This window comes from Thalassospira sp. (genome assembly GCF_048059015.1).
Lineage (GTDB): Bacteria > Pseudomonadota > Alphaproteobacteria > Rhodospirillales > Thalassospiraceae > Thalassospira.
Genome location: NZ_JBLLNT010000006.1, coordinates 148,925 through 165,778 on the forward strand (window position 1 = coordinate 148,925; position 16,854 = coordinate 165,778).

17 protein-coding genes are annotated in these 16,854 nt (G+C 54.5%); 12 read left to right on the plus strand and 5 right to left on the minus strand.

The window, feature by feature from the left end:
- The first annotated feature begins 335 nt into the window (after nt 1-335).
- The 6 genes from ACMZ66_RS09995 (at nt 336) to cysS (ending at nt 7,647) form a co-directional block, all read left to right on the plus strand.
- On the plus strand, nt 336-1,721 hold the full coding sequence (locus ACMZ66_RS09995) for a class II 3-deoxy-7-phosphoheptulonate synthase (RefSeq protein WP_416936923.1): 1,386 nt from the start codon (nt 336-338) through the stop codon (nt 1,719-1,721).
- Nucleotides 1,722-1,809: 88 nt separating this feature from the next.
- Nucleotides 1,810-2,325 (plus strand): hypothetical protein, encoded by a 516-nt coding sequence (locus ACMZ66_RS10000; RefSeq protein WP_416936925.1) that lies wholly within the window; start codon nt 1,810-1,812, stop codon nt 2,323-2,325.
- A 231-nt stretch (nt 2,326-2,556) separates the two neighbouring features.
- Entirely contained in the window at nt 2,557-3,042 is a 486-nt protein-coding gene (locus ACMZ66_RS10005) for a hypothetical protein (protein WP_416936927.1), read from the plus strand.
- A 117-nt stretch (nt 3,043-3,159) separates the two neighbouring features.
- Complete coding sequence (locus ACMZ66_RS10010; RefSeq protein WP_416936929.1) at nt 3,160-4,836, plus strand: NAD+ synthase; 1,677 nt, start codon at nt 3,160-3,162, stop codon at nt 4,834-4,836.
- A 14-nt stretch (nt 4,837-4,850) separates the two neighbouring features.
- Complete coding sequence (gene gltX, locus ACMZ66_RS10015; protein ID WP_416936931.1) at nt 4,851-6,203, plus strand: glutamate--tRNA ligase; 1,353 nt, start codon at nt 4,851-4,853, stop codon at nt 6,201-6,203.
- A 67-nt stretch (nt 6,204-6,270) separates the two neighbouring features.
- The gene (cysS, locus tag ACMZ66_RS10020) at nt 6,271-7,647 is read left to right on the plus strand and encodes a cysteine--tRNA ligase (RefSeq protein WP_416936933.1); all 1,377 of its coding nucleotides are present in this window, start codon (nt 6,271-6,273) and stop codon (nt 7,645-7,647) included.
- An 81-nt stretch (nt 7,648-7,728) separates the two neighbouring features.
- Here cysS and ACMZ66_RS10025 read toward each other — a convergent pair whose 3' ends face one another.
- A complete protein-coding gene (locus ACMZ66_RS10025; protein WP_416936935.1) occupies nt 7,729-8,121 on the minus strand; it encodes a carboxymuconolactone decarboxylase family protein in 393 nt (130 codons plus the stop codon).
- A complete protein-coding gene (locus ACMZ66_RS10030; RefSeq protein WP_416936937.1) occupies nt 8,118-8,492 on the minus strand; it encodes a MerR family transcriptional regulator in 375 nt (124 codons plus the stop codon). Before ACMZ66_RS10030 ends, ACMZ66_RS10025 begins: the two co-directional genes overlap by 4 nt.
- A 216-nt stretch (nt 8,493-8,708) precedes the next feature.
- Between ACMZ66_RS10030 and ACMZ66_RS10035 the strand changes: the two genes are divergently transcribed.
- The 3 genes from ACMZ66_RS10035 to ACMZ66_RS10045 all read left to right on the plus strand — a co-directional run bounded on the left by ACMZ66_RS10035 (nt 8,709) and on the right by ACMZ66_RS10045 (nt 11,902).
- Nucleotides 8,709-9,650, plus strand: a complete 942-nt coding sequence (locus ACMZ66_RS10035; protein ID WP_416936939.1) for an aldo/keto reductase — start codon at nt 8,709-8,711, stop codon at nt 9,648-9,650.
- A gap of 30 nt (nt 9,651-9,680) precedes the next feature.
- A complete protein-coding gene (locus ACMZ66_RS10040) occupies nt 9,681-10,394 on the plus strand; it encodes a DUF6064 family protein (protein WP_416936941.1) in 714 nt (237 codons plus the stop codon).
- A gap of 185 nt (nt 10,395-10,579) precedes the next feature.
- Nucleotides 10,580-11,902 carry an MFS transporter gene (locus tag ACMZ66_RS10045; RefSeq protein WP_416936943.1) on the plus strand — a complete coding sequence of 441 codons (1,323 nt, stop codon included), beginning with the start codon at nt 10,580-10,582 and terminating at the stop codon, nt 11,900-11,902.
- 42 nt (nt 11,903-11,944) lie between these two features.
- Here the strand turns inward: ACMZ66_RS10045 and ACMZ66_RS10050 are convergent, their stop codons facing one another.
- The 3 genes from ACMZ66_RS10050 to ACMZ66_RS10060 all read right to left on the minus strand — a co-directional run bounded on the left by ACMZ66_RS10050 (nt 11,945) and on the right by ACMZ66_RS10060 (nt 13,866).
- Complete coding sequence (locus tag ACMZ66_RS10050; RefSeq protein ID WP_416936945.1) at nt 11,945-12,559, minus strand: LysE family translocator; 615 nt, start codon at nt 12,557-12,559, stop codon at nt 11,945-11,947.
- A 166-nt stretch (nt 12,560-12,725) separates the two neighbouring features.
- A complete protein-coding gene (locus ACMZ66_RS10055; protein WP_416936947.1) occupies nt 12,726-13,436 on the minus strand; it encodes a DsbA family oxidoreductase in 711 nt (236 codons plus the stop codon).
- Nucleotides 13,437-13,605: 169 nt separating this feature from the next.
- Nucleotides 13,606-13,866 (minus strand): hypothetical protein, encoded by a 261-nt coding sequence (locus ACMZ66_RS10060; RefSeq protein WP_416936948.1) that lies wholly within the window; start codon nt 13,864-13,866, stop codon nt 13,606-13,608.
- A gap of 174 nt (nt 13,867-14,040) precedes the next feature.
- Here ACMZ66_RS10060 and ACMZ66_RS10065 point away from each other — a divergent pair, with 174 nt between their 5' ends.
- The 3 genes from ACMZ66_RS10065 to ACMZ66_RS10075 all read left to right on the plus strand — a co-directional run bounded on the left by ACMZ66_RS10065 (nt 14,041) and on the right by ACMZ66_RS10075 (nt 16,785).
- The gene (locus tag ACMZ66_RS10065) at nt 14,041-14,190 is read left to right on the plus strand and encodes a hypothetical protein (RefSeq protein WP_416936950.1); all 150 of its coding nucleotides are present in this window, start codon (nt 14,041-14,043) and stop codon (nt 14,188-14,190) included.
- A gap of 3 nt (nt 14,191-14,193) precedes the next feature.
- Nucleotides 14,194-15,807, plus strand: coding sequence for a citramalate synthase (cimA, locus tag ACMZ66_RS10070; protein ID WP_416936952.1), 1,614 nt, complete (start codon nt 14,194-14,196; stop codon nt 15,805-15,807).
- 195 nt (nt 15,808-16,002) lie between these two features.
- Nucleotides 16,003-16,785 (plus strand): RNA methyltransferase, encoded by a 783-nt coding sequence (locus ACMZ66_RS10075; RefSeq protein ID WP_416936954.1) that lies wholly within the window; start codon nt 16,003-16,005, stop codon nt 16,783-16,785.
- Nucleotides 16,786-16,854: the final 69 nt, after the last annotated feature.

Genomic DNA, 16,854 nt, shown 5'->3' on the forward strand with positions numbered 1-16,854 from the left:
TGTGACCGTAAATGCGCAAATGCGCAAATGGTCTGATGATTGCGCAGGGCCGGATTCGCACTACGTTGTTTGGTATGACTGAATGGTAATGACCGGTGCCATTTGCATAAATTGACGGTTATGGGTGGAATTTTGCGTGATTTTTGGGTGTCTTGGCAAAAATTTGCGAGTTTTTATTGTCCATAAGTCGAGAAGGGGTGGAAATGCGCTGGCAAAACCCGTATCAAGTTTGGCCCGGCCAAATGACCGGATGACAAGGCGGAACACCGCCATAAAACTGGATTTGTGTTATAATGGCGGCATGATGATGAACATGCCGGATTGAGAGGAAGCAAATGAGCAAGAGCTGGAGCATTGATAGCTGGCGCAACCTGCCGATTAAGCAGGTGCCATCTTATCCGGATGCACAGGCCCTCGAGGCCGTAGAGCAAGAGCTCGGCAGCTATCCTCCTTTGGTATTTGCTGGCGAAGCACGCGCACTTAAAGAAAAGCTTGGTGAAGTCGCAGAAGGCAATGCCTTCCTGCTCCAGGGCGGCGACTGCGCAGAAAGCTTTAAGGAATTTCATCCGAACAACATTCGCGACACCTTTAAGGTGATGCTGCAGATGGCGGTTGTCCTGACCTTTGGTGCGTCCTGCCCGGTGGTCAAGGTTGGCCGTATGGCTGGCCAGTTTGCCAAGCCGCGTTCAGCTGATACCGAAACCATCAATGGTGTCGAACTGCCAAGCTACCGCGGTGACGTGGTCAATGGCATCGAGTTCACCGAAGAAGCCCGTATTCCGGACCCGCAGCGTCAGATCCGCGCCTATAACCAGTCGGCTGCGACCCTGAACCTGCTGCGTGCTTTTGCGCAAGGTGGCTTTGCCGATCTGACCAAGATCCATCGTTGGAACCTGTCATTTGTTGACGGCAGCCCGGCGGCCGAGCGTTACAGCAAGCTGACCACGCAGATCGATGAGGCTGTTGCCTTCATGCAGGCATGTGGCATTACCGCAGAAAGCGCGCCGCAGCTTCGCGAGACGGATTTCTATACCTCACACGAGGCACTTCTGCTGGGCTATGAGCAGGCCCTGACCCGTCAGGACAGCCTGACCGGCGAATGGTATGATTGCTCCTCGCACATGCTGTGGATTGGTGATCGTACCCGTCAGGCCGATCATGCCCATGTCGAGTTCCTGCGCGGGGTGAAAAACCCAATCGGCATGAAGTGTGGCCCGACCATGGATGAAGATGATCTGATCCGTCTGATCGACATCCTCAACCCGAAAAACGAAGCCGGTCGTCTGACCCTTATCGCGCGTATGGGGGCGGACAAGGTGTTTGATAACCTGCCGCGTCTGGTCAAGCGTGTTAAGGCCGAAGGCCGCAAGGTTGTCTGGTCTTGTGATCCGATGCATGGCAACACGATCAAGGCATCGACCGGTTACAAAACCCGTCCGTTTGACTCGATCCTGTCTGAAGTTAAAAACTTCTTTGATGTACATAAGGCCGAAGGCACCCATGCCGGTGGCGTTCACTTCGAGATGACCGGTACGGACGTTACCGAATGCATCGGCGGCGCACGTGAAGTCACTGAAGAAGCACTTTCGGATCGTTACCACACCCATTGCGACCCACGCCTGAATGGTGGCCAGGCACTTGAGCTTGCATTCCTGATGGCCGAAATGATCAAAAAAGAACGCGACAGCGTTCGTGCGGAGCAGATGGCTGCTTCTGCTTGATTGTTTTCGCAATTGCGATTAATTTGCAACAAGGCGTCCGGGGAACTGGGCGCCTTGTTTGTTTTGGCATCGCATATGGGGGAACAAGATGACCGCAGCACATAATTCGGTTTCAATCCGCGACAATGGTGTGGATCTGGAATTCAGCTTTGACGATATGCTGCGTTATCACGGTCCGGGGTTCCCCGGCGGTGTTGCACACGCGTTCAAGGTCATGCAGCGCGGCTTGACCGAACTTGCCAAAACCGGCCCGGTTTCGCGCCGTGATCTTCGCGTTGATACAAGTTTCGGTGGTCCCGGCGGTCGTGATGCGTTTGAGTTGGTCACCCGTGGCGTGACCGAAGGGCGCTATAACGTTGATAAAACCCTTGGCGAGCCATTTCGGGATGGCACCCATCGCGAACGTTATTTCTTCCGCTTTGTCGATGGCGATCGCACGGTCGAGATGGTTATTCGCGGTGGTCATGTGCGCGACGAGTTCATCGAACTGGGGGCCAAGGCCGATAAAACGCCAAAAGAAACCGAGCGTCATAATTACCTGAAACAGGAAATGGCGGATCGTCTTTTAGCCCTTCCGGCCGAGGAAATTTACGACATTCTCTGATCGGAATCAGACGCGCGCACCCATAACGGTGCTTGGCGACAAACAATCAACATCTTTGCGTGATGAAACACTTGTGTCTGCCACCTTTGCAGCAGGGCAGGTGGCCTTTGGTATGTAAAGTTGATGCGTTGTTGTAAAAAACCTCTACCAAAGGCGATCAAATATTCTTAAGTATAAACAAATACAGGGCAATCCTGTACACGCACCAAGGATAATGAGGTCGCAACGCGAATGGTGGACGAAGCTGATTTCACCGCATGGCAAAAGAAAGTAGAGGGAACCAACATTTCCTCCACGACGCTTTTGGCGACTGATTACCTGAACCATTTCAACGAGATCGTGATGCTTCTTGAGATGGTTCCAGACATGCCCGACATGATCGAAGACTGTAAGGAATGGGCGCCGAAAACCTATCAGGAGCACTTCCGCGATAGTGCCTTTTCCGACAAGGAACTGGCGATTGAGGCCTATGACCACGTCCCGCCGCGATTCCGTCAGCCGTTCGAAGAAACGATCAATCACCTTAATACCATCGTTGCACACGCCAATACCCAGCTTGAAATGATCATTGCCGATGGCAACGAAGATCTGCTGCGTGAAACGGCCCATGCGATCACGGTGTCACTGCAAAAATTCATGGATGTGGCCAGCGGGATCATTCACGGTTCGGCCAAAACCATGAGCCAGGAAGAAATTGACGCGGCATTGGCGCTTTAAAATCCCCGGTACACATATCGATCTCGCAACCGGATTTTGACCTCAAAAACACCCGCAAATTGCTGCATTGCCCATTCGGCAATTGACAGCGCGCAGGGGCGATCCTATTCCAACATCATGACAAAGAAGCTTGCCATTGCGATTGCCCAGCTCAACCCGATTGTCGGTGATGTCACCGGGAACCGGGACAAGGTTGTGGCTGCCTGGGAATCTGCTGCTGCTCAGGCTGCGGATATTGTGCTCTATTCCGAGCTGGTTCTGTCTGGCTATCCGCCAGAAGATCTGGTGATGAAGCCTGCTTTCATGCGCCATCTGCACGAAGCCGTTTCCCATATTTGCGAACATACCGCCAAACGCGCGAACGGTCCGGCATTGCTGTTGACCACGCCGTGGGAAATTGATGGTGCGCGCTTTAACGCGGTTATTTTGATCGAGAACGGCAAGATCGTTGATGTCCGCGCCAAGCATGATCTTCCGAACTATGGCGTGTTTGATGAAAAACGCGTCTTTGCCGCGGGTCCGATGCCAGAGCCGGTATCGTTCAAAGGCGTGAAGATTGGTGTGCCGATCTGCGAAGATGTCTGGACGCCAGATGTGGTTGCCCATTTGCACAATGCGGGTGCGGAGCTGTTCCTTGTGCCGAACGGATCGCCGTTTGAAGCAGACAAGGGCGATCTGCGCCGCAAACTGATCGAAGATCGCGTGCGTGAAACCAGCGCACCCATGATCTATTGCAACGAAGTTGGCGGTCAGGACGAGCTGGTCTTTGACGGCGGATCGTTTGGTCTGAATGGCGACGGATCGCTTGGTGTCGCATTGCCGGCCTTTGCCGAGGACATTGTCGTGACCCAGTGGGTCAAGGATGATGCAGGCAAATGGGCGTGCGCTTCGGATGCGCCAAAGGCCGCCTATCCGACCGGTCTTGATGCGATTTATCAGACGCTGGTTTTGGGCCTTCGCGATTATGTGAATAAAAACGGTTTCCCCGGCGTCGTGATTGGCATGTCGGGCGGGATCGATAGTGCGCTTTCGGCTGCTGTTGCGGTTGACGCACTTGGATCGGACCGCGTGCGTCTTGTCATGATGCCGTCGCCCTATACGTCCAAGGAAAGCCTTGAGGACGCGGAAATTTGTGCAGACATGCTCAAAGCCGGGATTGAAAGCATCAATATCGGGCCGGCCATGGCCGCGTTCGAACAGATGCTGGCCCCGGCATTCGAAGGTCGCAATCCCGACATCACCGAAGAAAACATTCAGGCCCGTTCGCGCGGGATTATCCTGATGGGGCTTTCAAACAAGTTTGGCCACATGGTCCTGACCACGGGCAACAAGTCCGAAATGTCGGTTGGCTACGCGACACTTTATGGCGATATGTGTGGTGGCTATTCGGTTCTGAAAGACCTTTATAAAACGACCGTGTTCAATCTGTGCCATTGGCGCAATGAACATAAACCCGCCGGTGCGATGGGGCCCGATGGCATGGTGATCCCTGAACGGATCATCACCAAGCCGCCATCTGCCGAACTGCGCCCGGATCAAAAAGACGAAGATAGTCTGCCGCCTTATGACGTCCTTGATGATATTCTTCATCAGATGATTGAAGGTGAGCGGTCTGTTCGCGATATCGTGGATAGCGGTCATGATGAGGCAACCGTACGCCGGGTCTGGCGTTTGCTGGATCGGGCCGAATATAAACGCCGTCAGGCGCCTCCGGGGGTGAAGATTACCCCGCGTGCCTTTGGCCGTGACCGTCGCTATCCGATTACCAATGGTTTCACGAACCTTGTTACGTGATTGAAAAGTTTGAAATGACAAAACCTGTTCTGCGATTTGCCCCCAGCCCGACCGGGCTTCTTCACGTCGGTAACGCCCGTGTGGCCCTGATGAACTGGCTTTATGCCCGTAAATCAGGTGGGAAATTCATCCTGCGCTTTGACGATACCGATCCGGTTCGTTCCAAGGACGAATATGTCGATGCAATCCGCGAGGATCTGGCATGGCTTGGCATTGATTGGGATCAGGAAGAACGTCAAAGCCTGCGTCAGGATAAATATGACGCGGCGATTGGTGATCTTAAAAAGCGCGAACTGCTTTATCCCTGCTACGAAACCGAAGGTGAACTGAACTGGAAGCGTAAAGCCGCCCGTCAGCGCCACCAGCCGTTCATCTATGACCGCAAGGCACTGACCCTGTCAGATGATGAGATCGCAGCACTTGAAGCCGAAGGCCGCAAGCCGCATTGGCGTTTCCTTCTGACCGACGGCATGGTCGAGTGGGATGATCTGACGCGCGGGATTTGCTCGTTCGATACCGAACATGTGTCTGATCCGGTGCTGATCCGCGAAGACGGGTCGCTTCTTTATATGCTGGGTTCGGTCGTTGATGATCTTGAGATGGGTGTTACCCATATCATCCGCGGCGAAGACCATGTGACCAACACGGTTTCGCAGATTTTGCTCTATCTCGCCCTTGGCGGGAAGCCGGGTGCACTGGAATTTGCCCATATGCCGCTTCTGGCTGGCCCGGGTGGTTCGCAGCTTTCCAAACGTCTGGGCAGCTTGTCGCTGCGTGAACTTCGCAATGACGGGTTTGAGGTCGAAGCACTGGTTGGTCTTCTGACCGGCCTTGGTGCGTCTGACAAGATCGAACCGGCAAGCCTTTCCCAGGTGCTTGAGAAATTCGATCTTGATCATTATGGCCGTTCAACGCCGAAATTTGATCCGGCAGAACTGGCCAGCCTGAACGAAAAAGTCATTCACGACATGTCGTTTGATGCTGCCAAGCCAAAGCTTGATGCGGCGGGCATGGCAGATGCCGATGAGATGTTTTGGAATGCCGTACGCGGCAACTGCTGGCGCGTGGCCGAGGCACTGGAATGGTGGGATGTTATCCATCAGACCGTGATCCCGGAAATCGATGCCGAAGATGCCGAGTTCGTCAAACAGGCAGCCGACATGCTGCCAGAAGGTGAGCTTGACGGCACAAGCTGGAAGTCCTGGACGACCGCGCTTAAGGATGCGACGGGCCGCAAGGGCAAACAGCTTTTCATGCCGCTGCGCAAGGCACTGACCGCGCGCGAACATGGTCCGGAAATGTCGACCATGCTTGTTTTGATTGGATCTGAAAAGGCCCGTGATCGGTTGTGTGGCAAGGCGGTCTAAGCATCTGCTTTGATCGCCGGAAAATGCATGCATTTGACCCGATACCACAGCCAAACGGACATTTAAGATGAACAAGACCCTTCGTATTTTCGATACGCTCACCCGCGAAAAGCAGGTGTTTGAGCCGATTGATCCCGATCACGTGCGCCTCTATGTCTGCGGCCCGACGGTTTATGATTATGCCCATGTTGGCAATGCGCGCCCCGTTGTCGTGTTCGACACATTGGTCCGCGTGTTGCGCCACATCTATCCGAAAGTAACCTACGTTCGGAACGTTACCGATGTGGATGACAAGATCAACGCACGTGCAAAGGAAAGCGGCGAGCCGATTTCCGAGATTACCAAGCGTACGCATCAGGCTTATCTTGATGATATGGGCGCGCTTAATGCTGCCAAGCCCGATATCGAACCGCGCGCGACCGAACATATCGCCGAAATGATCGCCATGTGCGAAAGCCTGATCGAACAGGGTTTTGCCTATGCTGCCGAAGGCCATGTGTTGTTCTCGGTCGAGAAGTTCGATGAATATGGCAAACTGTCGCGTCGTGACCGCAAGGAAATGATTGCCGGTGCCCGTGTTGAAGTTGCGCCGTACAAAAAAGACCCGGCGGACTTCGTCCTGTGGAAACCATCGAGCGACGATATCCCGGGTTGGGAAAGTCCATGGGGCCGTGGTCGTCCGGGTTGGCATATCGAATGCTCGGCCATGTCGACCCGTTATCTGGGCGAGAATTTTGACATTCATGGTGGTGGTTCGGATCTGGTGTTCCCGCACCATGAAAACGAACTGGCGCAAAGCTGTTGCGCGAACAAGGGTTCAAGCTACGCCAAATACTGGATGCATAACGGCCATCTGATGGTCGAAGGTGAAAAGATGTCCAAGTCATTGGGCAACTTCGTCACCGTGCATCAGCTTTTGGAGAACTGGCCGGGTGAAGCGATCCGTCTGGCGATGATGGGCACCCATTACCATCAGCCGATCAACTGGACGGAAGACAATCTGCGTCAGGCTAAAGAGGCGCTTGATCGTTTCTATACAGCCCTTCGCCAGAGTTCTGATGTGACCCCGGAAAATATGCCGGTGCCGCGCGCGGTTCTGGAAGCGCTGTGTGATGATCTCAACACGCCGCTTGCGATTTCGGAATTCCATAACCTTGTGACCCGTTTCAACAAGGCGGAAACCAAGTTTGAACGCGCAGAAGCCAAAGGTGAAATCCTGGCTGCCGCCAAACTGCTTGGCATTCTTGAAGGCGATCCCGAAGCTTGGTTCACCGGATCTGCAGATGCTGATGAAGCCGCCGAGATCGAAGGCCTGATTGCCCAGCGTGCTGATGCCAAAAAGAACAAGGATTTCGCGACGGCCGACAAGATCCGTGATGATCTTCTGGCGCGCGGCATCATCCTTGAAGACTTCAAGGAAGGTACGAGCTGGAAACGCGTTTAACGCCCAGCCGATTTGACCTGATCTGAAAATGATAAAAGGCCGCAGTATTCGCTGCGGCCTTTTTCTTTGGCGAAATGACGATCAGGCCGCTTGATCCATTTCATCAAACAGTTCCTGGGCGGCATTCAATCCGTTGATCGCCGCAGGCAGCCCGCCATAGACCGCCATCTGCCAGATCGCTTCGATGATCTCGGTGCGTGATGCACCCGCAGCCAAGCTATGGCGAATATTGACCTTAAGCTGTGGGGCGGTTTGCCCGCCCAAAACGGTCAAGGCCGAGATCGTGCAAAGCTGACGGGTTTTCAAATCAAGTCCCGGTCGCGCGTAATGGCGCCCATAGGCCCATTCAACAAGGCTTTCGGCGAAGTCGGGGACAAGATCGTTGTACTTCTCGGCCAGTTGACCTTCAAGCGGTGGGTTAAGCCGGGCGACAATATCGCGGCCAGCTTCAAGGGCGGATTGTTTGGTGCTCATTTCGGGGCTCCGTGCAGGGGGCGTCCCGTCGTGTCATAACTGGCGATCTTGGCATCAAGCACATCAAGCGTTTCCGATAAGCTTGCGACACGTTTGGCGAGCTCATCACGGTATGTTTGCAGAAGTTCGCGGCGGGCCTCGATTGTGCTGTCACCCTCGGCCCGCATCCGGGCGTAAAGAACCCGGTCGCGGATCGGCATACCGAGATCCTTGAGCCGGCCGAGGAACTCAAGCCAGCGCAAAACATCGCGATCATAAGACCGTCTGCCACCCGCATCGCGGTCCGCTTCGGGTAGAAGGCCGATCTTTTCGTAATACCGAAGGGTGTGGACAGAGAAGCCGCTTTTTTCTGCCACATCGCCAATCATCATGACGGTTACCTTTATGTTGAAATCATTCAGTCCTGCATCAGGCTAGGTGCTTGAGTGTACTCTAGGTCAAGGGCAAATCAGCCACTATCTGCGCGATATTTTCAAAGGTCCTGTATTCTCAAGCCTACCAAAGGTTGCGCATGGGCCGATTTTCGCCCAATTCATGATGGATCATCCAAGATTATTGGTCAGAACCAAACAAAGGTGCTGTGAACAATGTCCGAGTTTGACCGCCGCACATTCTTGAAGGGATCCGCCGCCCTTGGTGCATTTGGGCTGTTGGCTTCGCAAAGCCCAGCATCGGCAACATTGATTAATCCTGCCGATGCGCCAGATATCTTGCGCAAACCAGTCCCGTCCACCGGCGAAGAAATACCGGCAGTTGGATTGGGCAGCTGGATCACGTTTAATGTCGGCAATGACATGGCGTTGCGTGATCAATGTGCCGATGTGGTGTCGGCCTTCTTTAATGCAGGCGGGCGGATGATTGACAGCTCGCCAATGTATGGCTCCGCCCAGGAAGTGATTGGTTACTGCCTTGATAAGCTGGGCGCGCATGACCGGGTGTTTTCAACTGACAAAGTCTGGACATCGGGCAACGGGGCCGACCAGATCGCCGAAACCGAAAAGCGTTGGAACACCAAGAAGTTTGATCTTCTGCAGGTCCATAACCTTCTGGGCATTGATGACAATTTGCCGCTTTTGTTTGACATGAAAAACGAAGGCAAACTGGGTCATGTCGGTGTGACAACGTCACATGGTCGTCGGACCGAGGACCTGATTGCCGTGATGATGAATGAACGGCTTGATTTCGTTCAGGTGACCTATAATCCGGTCGATCGCAAGGTCGAGGAATACTTGCTGCCGCTTGCCTATGATCGCGGGATTGCGGTGATTGTGAACCGGCCGTTTCGTGGGGGGAGCCTGACCCAGCGGTTGGAGGGCGAACCGCTTCCGGAATTTGCTGCCGAGCTTGGCGTGGAAAGCTGGGCGCAGTTGATTTTGAAATATCTGATTGCCCATCCGGCAGTGACCTGTCCGATCCCGGCCACCACAAACCCGGCCCACGCGGCGGAAAACATGCGGGCATGTTTGGGGCCGATGCCAGATGAAAAAATGCGCGAACAGATTGCTGCTGTGATCAGCGTTCTCGTTTAAAACAAGGCAAAACAGGATGAGGACCCCGGTATGAGCGAATGGTGGAGCTACGGACTGGCAGATTTTCTGCTGTTTTCGCCGCGCGTTTATTATCGGTTGTTTGAAACCATGAACAGCGTCTGGTGGCTGGCAGTGATCAGCGCCTTTGTCGCGGGCATGGTTTGCGTCGGACTGGCCCTGCGTCACGGGCATCGTGGAAACCGGGTTATCCTTGTTTTACTTGCCCTGATCTGGAGCTGGATGAGCTACGGCTTCCTTTGGCAGTACTATCAGCCGATTAACTGGATGGTGCCCTATTTGCTGCCATTCTTTGTTGCCCAGATTTTGCTGTTTTGCGTCTTTGCGGCGCGTCCATTGCCACTGCGCTTTGGCTGGCGCGGGGACTTGTCATGCTGGATCGGTATTGGCCTGATCGCTTTTGCCTTTATCGCATATCCGTTTGCCGGACTGACTGAGGGCAGGGAATTGATCCAGGCAGAGTTGTTTGGCAGTGCTGCGGACCCGACAGTGCTGGCGACACTTGGCTTTGTCCTGATGGCGCGTGGCACTTGGCGATGGGTGCTATTACCTGTTCCGTTGGTCTGGTGTGTGATTGCCACTGGAACGCTTTGGGTGATGGATCAGCAGATTGCTGTTGTGATGTTGGTCGCGATCTGGCTGACCGTCTTTTCCGGCTGGCTTGACCTTAAAAACGGTGTCACGACCCGCCGCCTGACCGAGGCGGAAATCACCGATCGTCCGTAAGGACGGTATTGGTTTAGCGAAAAATAGCCTCAACTTCCCCCAAGTGGGCAAATCTACCTTCATTTGGCGCGAATATTCTGGGCCGGATCGCAATTGCTGTGCCACACTGTCTTTAATGTAAATAGGTCTGATGGCTAGCTGCCATCGGTTTGCGCGCGCCACCGCTGCGAAGAAAAGGACGTCCCATGATCAATGTCTTGTCGAGTGTCTGGGCACTCCTGCTTGGTGTAGTGCTGATCATGCTTGGCAATGGCATGCATTCCACCCTGATCGGCCTGCGAGGCGGGCTCGAAGGGTTTTCCGCAGCGGAACTTGCGATTGTTGCATCGGGCTACTTTGCCGGGTTCTTGTCGGGTGCGCGCGTCACCCCGCGCATGATCAAGCGCGTTGGGCATGTCCGCGTGTTTGCCGCCCTGGGCAGTTTCATGTCGGCCGCCCTGATTGCCTTGCCCCTTTTGACAGAACCGTGGGCATGGACGATTTTGCGCGTTCTGGTGGGCTTTTGCATGTCGGGCATCTATGTGACGGCAGAAAGCTGGCTGAATGATGCGTCAACCAACGAGACGCGCGGCAAGGTTCTTTCGGCCTACATGATTGCCCAGACCCTTGGCATCATTGGCGCGCAGGGGTTGCTGACACTGGGGGACGCATCGACTTCGGCCCTTTTCATTGGCGCATCGATCCTTGTTTCCATTTCCTTTGCGCCGATCCTGCTGTCGGTATCGACTGTTCCGGTTACAGAAGCCGCCCGGCCGATGCCGCTTTTGCAACTGTTTAAGGACGCGCCACTTAGCACTGTGGGCATTTTCCTGCTGGGCTGTGTTTACGCGACGCAATCGGGTATGGGGGCGGTGTTTGGGTCGCTGATTGGATTGTCCGCCAATGAAATTGCGATGTTTGTCGCGATTATGTTCGGCGGTGCATTGATCTTTCAATATCCCATCGGCTGGCTTTCCGACCGGATTGATCGACGCAAAGTGATTTGCTCTGCCGCATTGATCGGGGCTGTGGCCTGCGGTCTTGGCTGGATGGCCAGTGAAAGTAACCAATATTGGATGTTGATGGGGGCGGCCTTCTTTGCAGGTGGGGTGACTGCGCCGCTTTATGCGCTGTTTCTGGCCTATGCCAATGATTTCCTGTCGCTTGAAGATATGCCTGCCGCATCCGGTGGCCTTGTCATGACGTTCGGGATTGGTGCAATTCTTGGCCCGCTTCTGGCCGGTTGGGCGATGGAGCAATCAGGTGCGCCGACCTTCTGGCTGGTGATGGGGGTTACGTTTGTCGGTATTGCTGTCTATGCCGCCTATCGCATGACACGCCGTGCCGCGATCCCGGCAGATGAAACCGAAAGCTATCTGGGCGTTCTTCCGACAGCATCACCGGCTACGGTTGAAACCGCCGGTGTCTGGGTTGCCGAGCAGGCAGAAGCCGAGGCAGAGGCCGCTGCCGAGGAAGAGGCAGCACAACAGGCAGAAGCAGAAAGCGCCGAAACAAAGAACCCGTCCTGATCGTTCAGGACGGGCTTTGATTTTTCGGTGTGATCCAACAGACTAGCGGTTCACCAGAAGGCGCAAACCAACCACGGCAAAGAACACACCCAACACGCCATTGATCCAGTTCGCAGCCCGGCGATAGATCGAGATCGCCGGTGCGGTGGAAAAGGCGGTGGCATAAAGCAGATGTATGCCGGTCGACAGCAAGCCACAGCCAATCACGATGGCAGCCCCCACCCAAAGCGGCGCACCTTCACTAAACCCTATTGAGATGATGGCAATCCAGGTCAGGATGGCTTTCGGGTTGGTCAGATGGAGTGCCAGGCCGCGCAGATAATATCCGCGACCTGTGATTTGCTTTGTGGCTTCCGAAACGGTTTCGCTATTGGCAACCGGTGCCTTGTGAAATGCGGTGCGGAATGCGCGATACGACATCCACAGCAAATAAAGCCCGCCAAAAATACGAATGGCGGTCATGGCATCTGCATAGGTGGCAAGAACGGCTGAAAGCCCGGTCAGGGTCAAAAGGCCGATGGAAAATGATCCGGTGCCGATGCCAAGGGCAAAGCGCTGGCCTGCATGGCGACCGCGGTCAAGCGAGACACCCATCAATCCCAAAAGTGCAGGGCCAGGGCTGATAAGACCGACCAAAAGGGCGGCGTAGGATAGCAATATACCGGGCAGATACTGCCCGATTCTGAAAGGCTGATCATGGGGCGATTTCCTTTATCTAGTGGCGAAATCAGCCTAGATCAGCAATGGCAAGGTGTCGAGACATACAAAAATCCCCGGTCCATGAAGGCACCGGGGATTTTGAAATCTGGATACAGACGTTTGATCAGACAGGTGTGTCTTCTGACTTTGCTTCGGCTTCGGCCAGGATCTCATCACCCTGACGGGCGATTTCAGAGAGTGCCTGCTCGAACACTTCTGGCGGATGACCGCCGGAAATGGCGAATTTGCCATTCACGACATAGGTCGGGACCGAGCTAATGCCGGCATCGCCAAATTCGTCTTCTTCTGCGCGGACTTCCTTGGCGAATTCGTCGCTGGCAAGGATTTCGGCCGCGCGTTCCGCTGAAAGACCAACTTCTTCGGCGGCGCGTTTCAGAACGCTGTGATCAGACGGGTTGTCGCCACCCTGAAAATAGGCGGCAAACAGATTGAGTTTCAGTGCGGTCTGCTGGCCATATTCACCTTCCTTGCCCGCCCAATAAAGCAAACGGTGGGCATCAAAGGTGTTATAGATGCGGGAATCTGATCCGAAATGGATCGGGAAGCCGACATTCTCACCCATCATGGTGATGCGTGCGCGGTTGTCAGCACTCTGGTCGGCAGTAAGACCGTATTTCTCGTTGATATGCTCGGCGAGGTCCTGGCCTTCTGGCGGCATGTCACGGTTCAGTTCGAACGGATGCCAGCGCAGTTTGACCTCGATCTCGCCATCAAGACGGCTGATTGCCTCTTCGAGGTTTTTATACCCGATGATGCACCACGGGCAGACCACGTCCGAGACAATGTCGATCTGCATGGGAATGGCGTTCGTCATTAGATTGCCTTGCGTTATGTAACTTTGTGATGCCCCATCACATAATAGGTATGACCACAAACGCAAGAACAGATCGCTTCAATCTGCGATAAACCACGGATCATCGTTAACGCTTGGCGAACCAGGCGGGCAAAGCAGTGATCTGATTTTGAAAGTCAGGTGGAAACAGTTAATGCGCGATATCAGATGGTTTGCGGCGCGCGTGGTCAACCATGTATTCGGCAAATGTTTCAAGGATCGGGCAGGACCAGTCCGCGCGTTTACTCGCGCCATCGCGTTCCCATTCGCCATACCATCGCTGATCGATGTCACGGAAAATGGTGTAATTGGCAAATCGATCGGACGCAGTCCAACAATCCTTGCCTGTACGTTCCCAAGTCAATCCGGCAAGCATCAAGATATCAACGCTGGTGGCGGCTTCCTGTGCCATCGTTCGTGTCCTTAAAGACAGCGGCATGATTACCCGGCAAAGAGCCTCAATGTGAACGAAAACGAGTAATGCTCTTTACAATGTAAAGTAGAGTTAAGCACTGATAGGTGGGGGTTACAATCATTCAAGGGGACAGGTTCACTATCCTTAAGGTGGGTGCAGGTGCGAAAAGGAGTGGAAATTGCCGCCTTTTATGCATTTTGCGTAATGCTGTTGCGCTATTGGCACTTTTACGGCAATTTGCCAGACCCGTTTGCGGGCGAAAAAACGCCCGCCTGGCCTGATGCCTCAGGCCAAAGAGAGAATATCGATCAGTTGGAATGAATAATGTCAGACAAGCGCGTCTATCTTTATGACAGTACCTTGCGTGATGGGCAGCAGACCCAGGGCGTGGATTTTTCGGCCGCGGACAAGACCGCGATTGCCAAGGCACTGGACGAACTGTCGATTGACTATATTGAAGGCGGCTGGCCCGGCGCAAACCCGACCGATGATGCATTCTTTGCCAATCCGCCGAAGCTTAAAAACTCCAAACTGACCGCTTTTGGCATGACCCGTCGCGCGGGTCGTTCGGCATCAAATGATCCGGGCTTGGCAAGTCTTGCGCAAAATGCACCAATTGTTTGCATGGTCGGTAAAAGCTGGGACTTTCAGGTAACCGAGGCGCTCGGGATCGAGCTTGATGAAAATCTTGCGATGATTTCGGATTCAATTGCCCATCTGAAAACCAAAGTTTCTGAAGTCATGTTCGATGCCGAGCATTTCTTTGATGGCTATAAGGCCAACCGCGACTATGCGCTCTCAGCGATCAAGGCGGCCTATGAAGCGGGCGCACGCTGGGTTGTTCTGTGTGACACCAATGGCGGCACGCTTCCCGACGAGATTTTTGACATTGTGACTGATGTCTGCACCCAGATCCCGGGTGGAAATGTTGGCATTCACTGCCACAATGATACGGAAAACGCGGTTGCAAACTCGCTTGCGGCGGTCCGTGCCGGTGCGCGTCAGATCCAGGGAACTCTCAATGGTTTGGGGGAGCGCTGCGGCAATGCCAACCTGATTTCGATCATCCCGACCCTGATGCTCAAGATGGGCTATGACGTGGGCATCTCCCATGAACAGCTGACCCATTTGCGCCGGATTTCGCATATCCTTGACGAACGTCTGAACCGCGAACCGCTGCGTCAGGCGGCCTATGTCGGTGACAGCGCCTTTGCTCATAAGGGGGGGCTTCATGTTTCGGCTGTGGAAAAGAACCCGGCCTGTTACGAGCATGTCGCACCGGAACTGGTTGGTAACCAGCGCCATATCCTTGTGTCCGATCAGGCCGGCCGTTCCAATATCCTGGCACGCTTCCGCGAGATCGGGGTCGAGGTCGATCCGAAATCCGAAGCGGTCGGCAAACTGGTTGAAACCGTCAAGCAGCGCGAATTTGATGGCTACGCCTATGATGGTGCCGAAGCAAGCTTTGAGCTTCTGGCGCGCAAGGCCATGGGCGAGCTTGATCGTTATTTCCGTGTGACATCGTTCCGCGTCATCGATGAACGCCGCTGGGTGGATGAGCAGGACGAACAGGTCATCACCATGTCCGAAGCGACCGTGAAGGTCGTGGTCGGCGAAGACCAGTTCATGTCGGTGGCCGAGGGGAATGGCCCGGTCAACGCCCTTGATGCTGCCCTTCGCAAGGTTTTGGTCACGGTTCCGGAATATCGCGAAGCGGTCGAACAGATTGAGCTGATCGATTATAAGGTCCGCATCATAACCCGTGGCGACGGCACGCGTGCTGTGACCCGCGTTATGATCGAAAGCCGCGACAAGGATGGCAATCACTGGGCCACGGTCGGTGTTTCCACCAACATTATCGAGGCGTCCTATAACGCACTTCGCGATTCCATAACCTATAAACTGTTCAAATCGGGTGTGCGCAGCCAGCACGGCTAAGCTGCGACCAAGATAAACAGAAATTACCAAGCAGCCGGGATCATCTTTGACCCGGCTGTTTTCGTATCAAAGCCATGACACGCTTTGCGACAGGACAAGGAGACTGGCGCGAGCGGTTGGCTTTTGCTAAAGAAGCGCCAATATTGACGGGCACGGCCCGTGACAACCCCATGTGAAAGACCGGAGAAACCCGCGATGAGCGAGCCCGTCGGCACCGCGAAACCTGAAACAGGTGGCATTGCCAATCCGCCCGTAATCATTCTGATCGAACCGCAGCTTGGCGATAATATCGGTAAGGCCGCGCGCGCGATGCTCAATTGTGGTCTGGTGGATTTGCGTCTGGTGCGGCCGCGTGATGGTTGGCCAAATGAACGGGCAACCGCCAATGCATCGGGTGCCGATATCGTCATCGACAACACCAAGGTGTTTGAGCGCGAAGAAGATGCACTGGCCGATCTGAACCGGGTTTACGTCACAACGGCACGCACCCGTGATGCCATCAAGCCGGTCTTTACCCCCAAGGGGCTGGCACCGGAAATGCGCGCTGTGATCGGGCGTGGTGAAAAGGTCGGCGTGATGTTTGGCCCGGAACGCACCGGTGTTCGCAATGAACATGTCGCCATGGGGGACGCGGTCGTGACTGTGCCATTGAACCCGGGCTTTACGTCGCTGAACCTGGCGCAGGCAGTTTTGCTGATCGGGTATGAATGGTGGCAGGCGGGTGTGGATGTGCCTGACTATCAGATGATGATGAACGACACTTTCCCGGCGACCAAGGATGATATGGAACGCCTGTTTGTCCATCTTGAAGAAGAACTTGATGCATCGGGTTTCTTCCGGGTTGAAGAAAAACGCCCGAACATGGCGCGCAATATCCGCAACATCTTTAACCGCGCGAACCTGACCCATCAGGAAGTTCAGACACTGCGGGGCATGATCGTTGCCATGCGCGGCGGAAAGTTCAAAGCCAAGGACTGATCGTTCTCCGTATATCCAATGTAAAAACACCCGGCCTACATGGCCGGGTGTTGTCTTTTGCGGGCATCC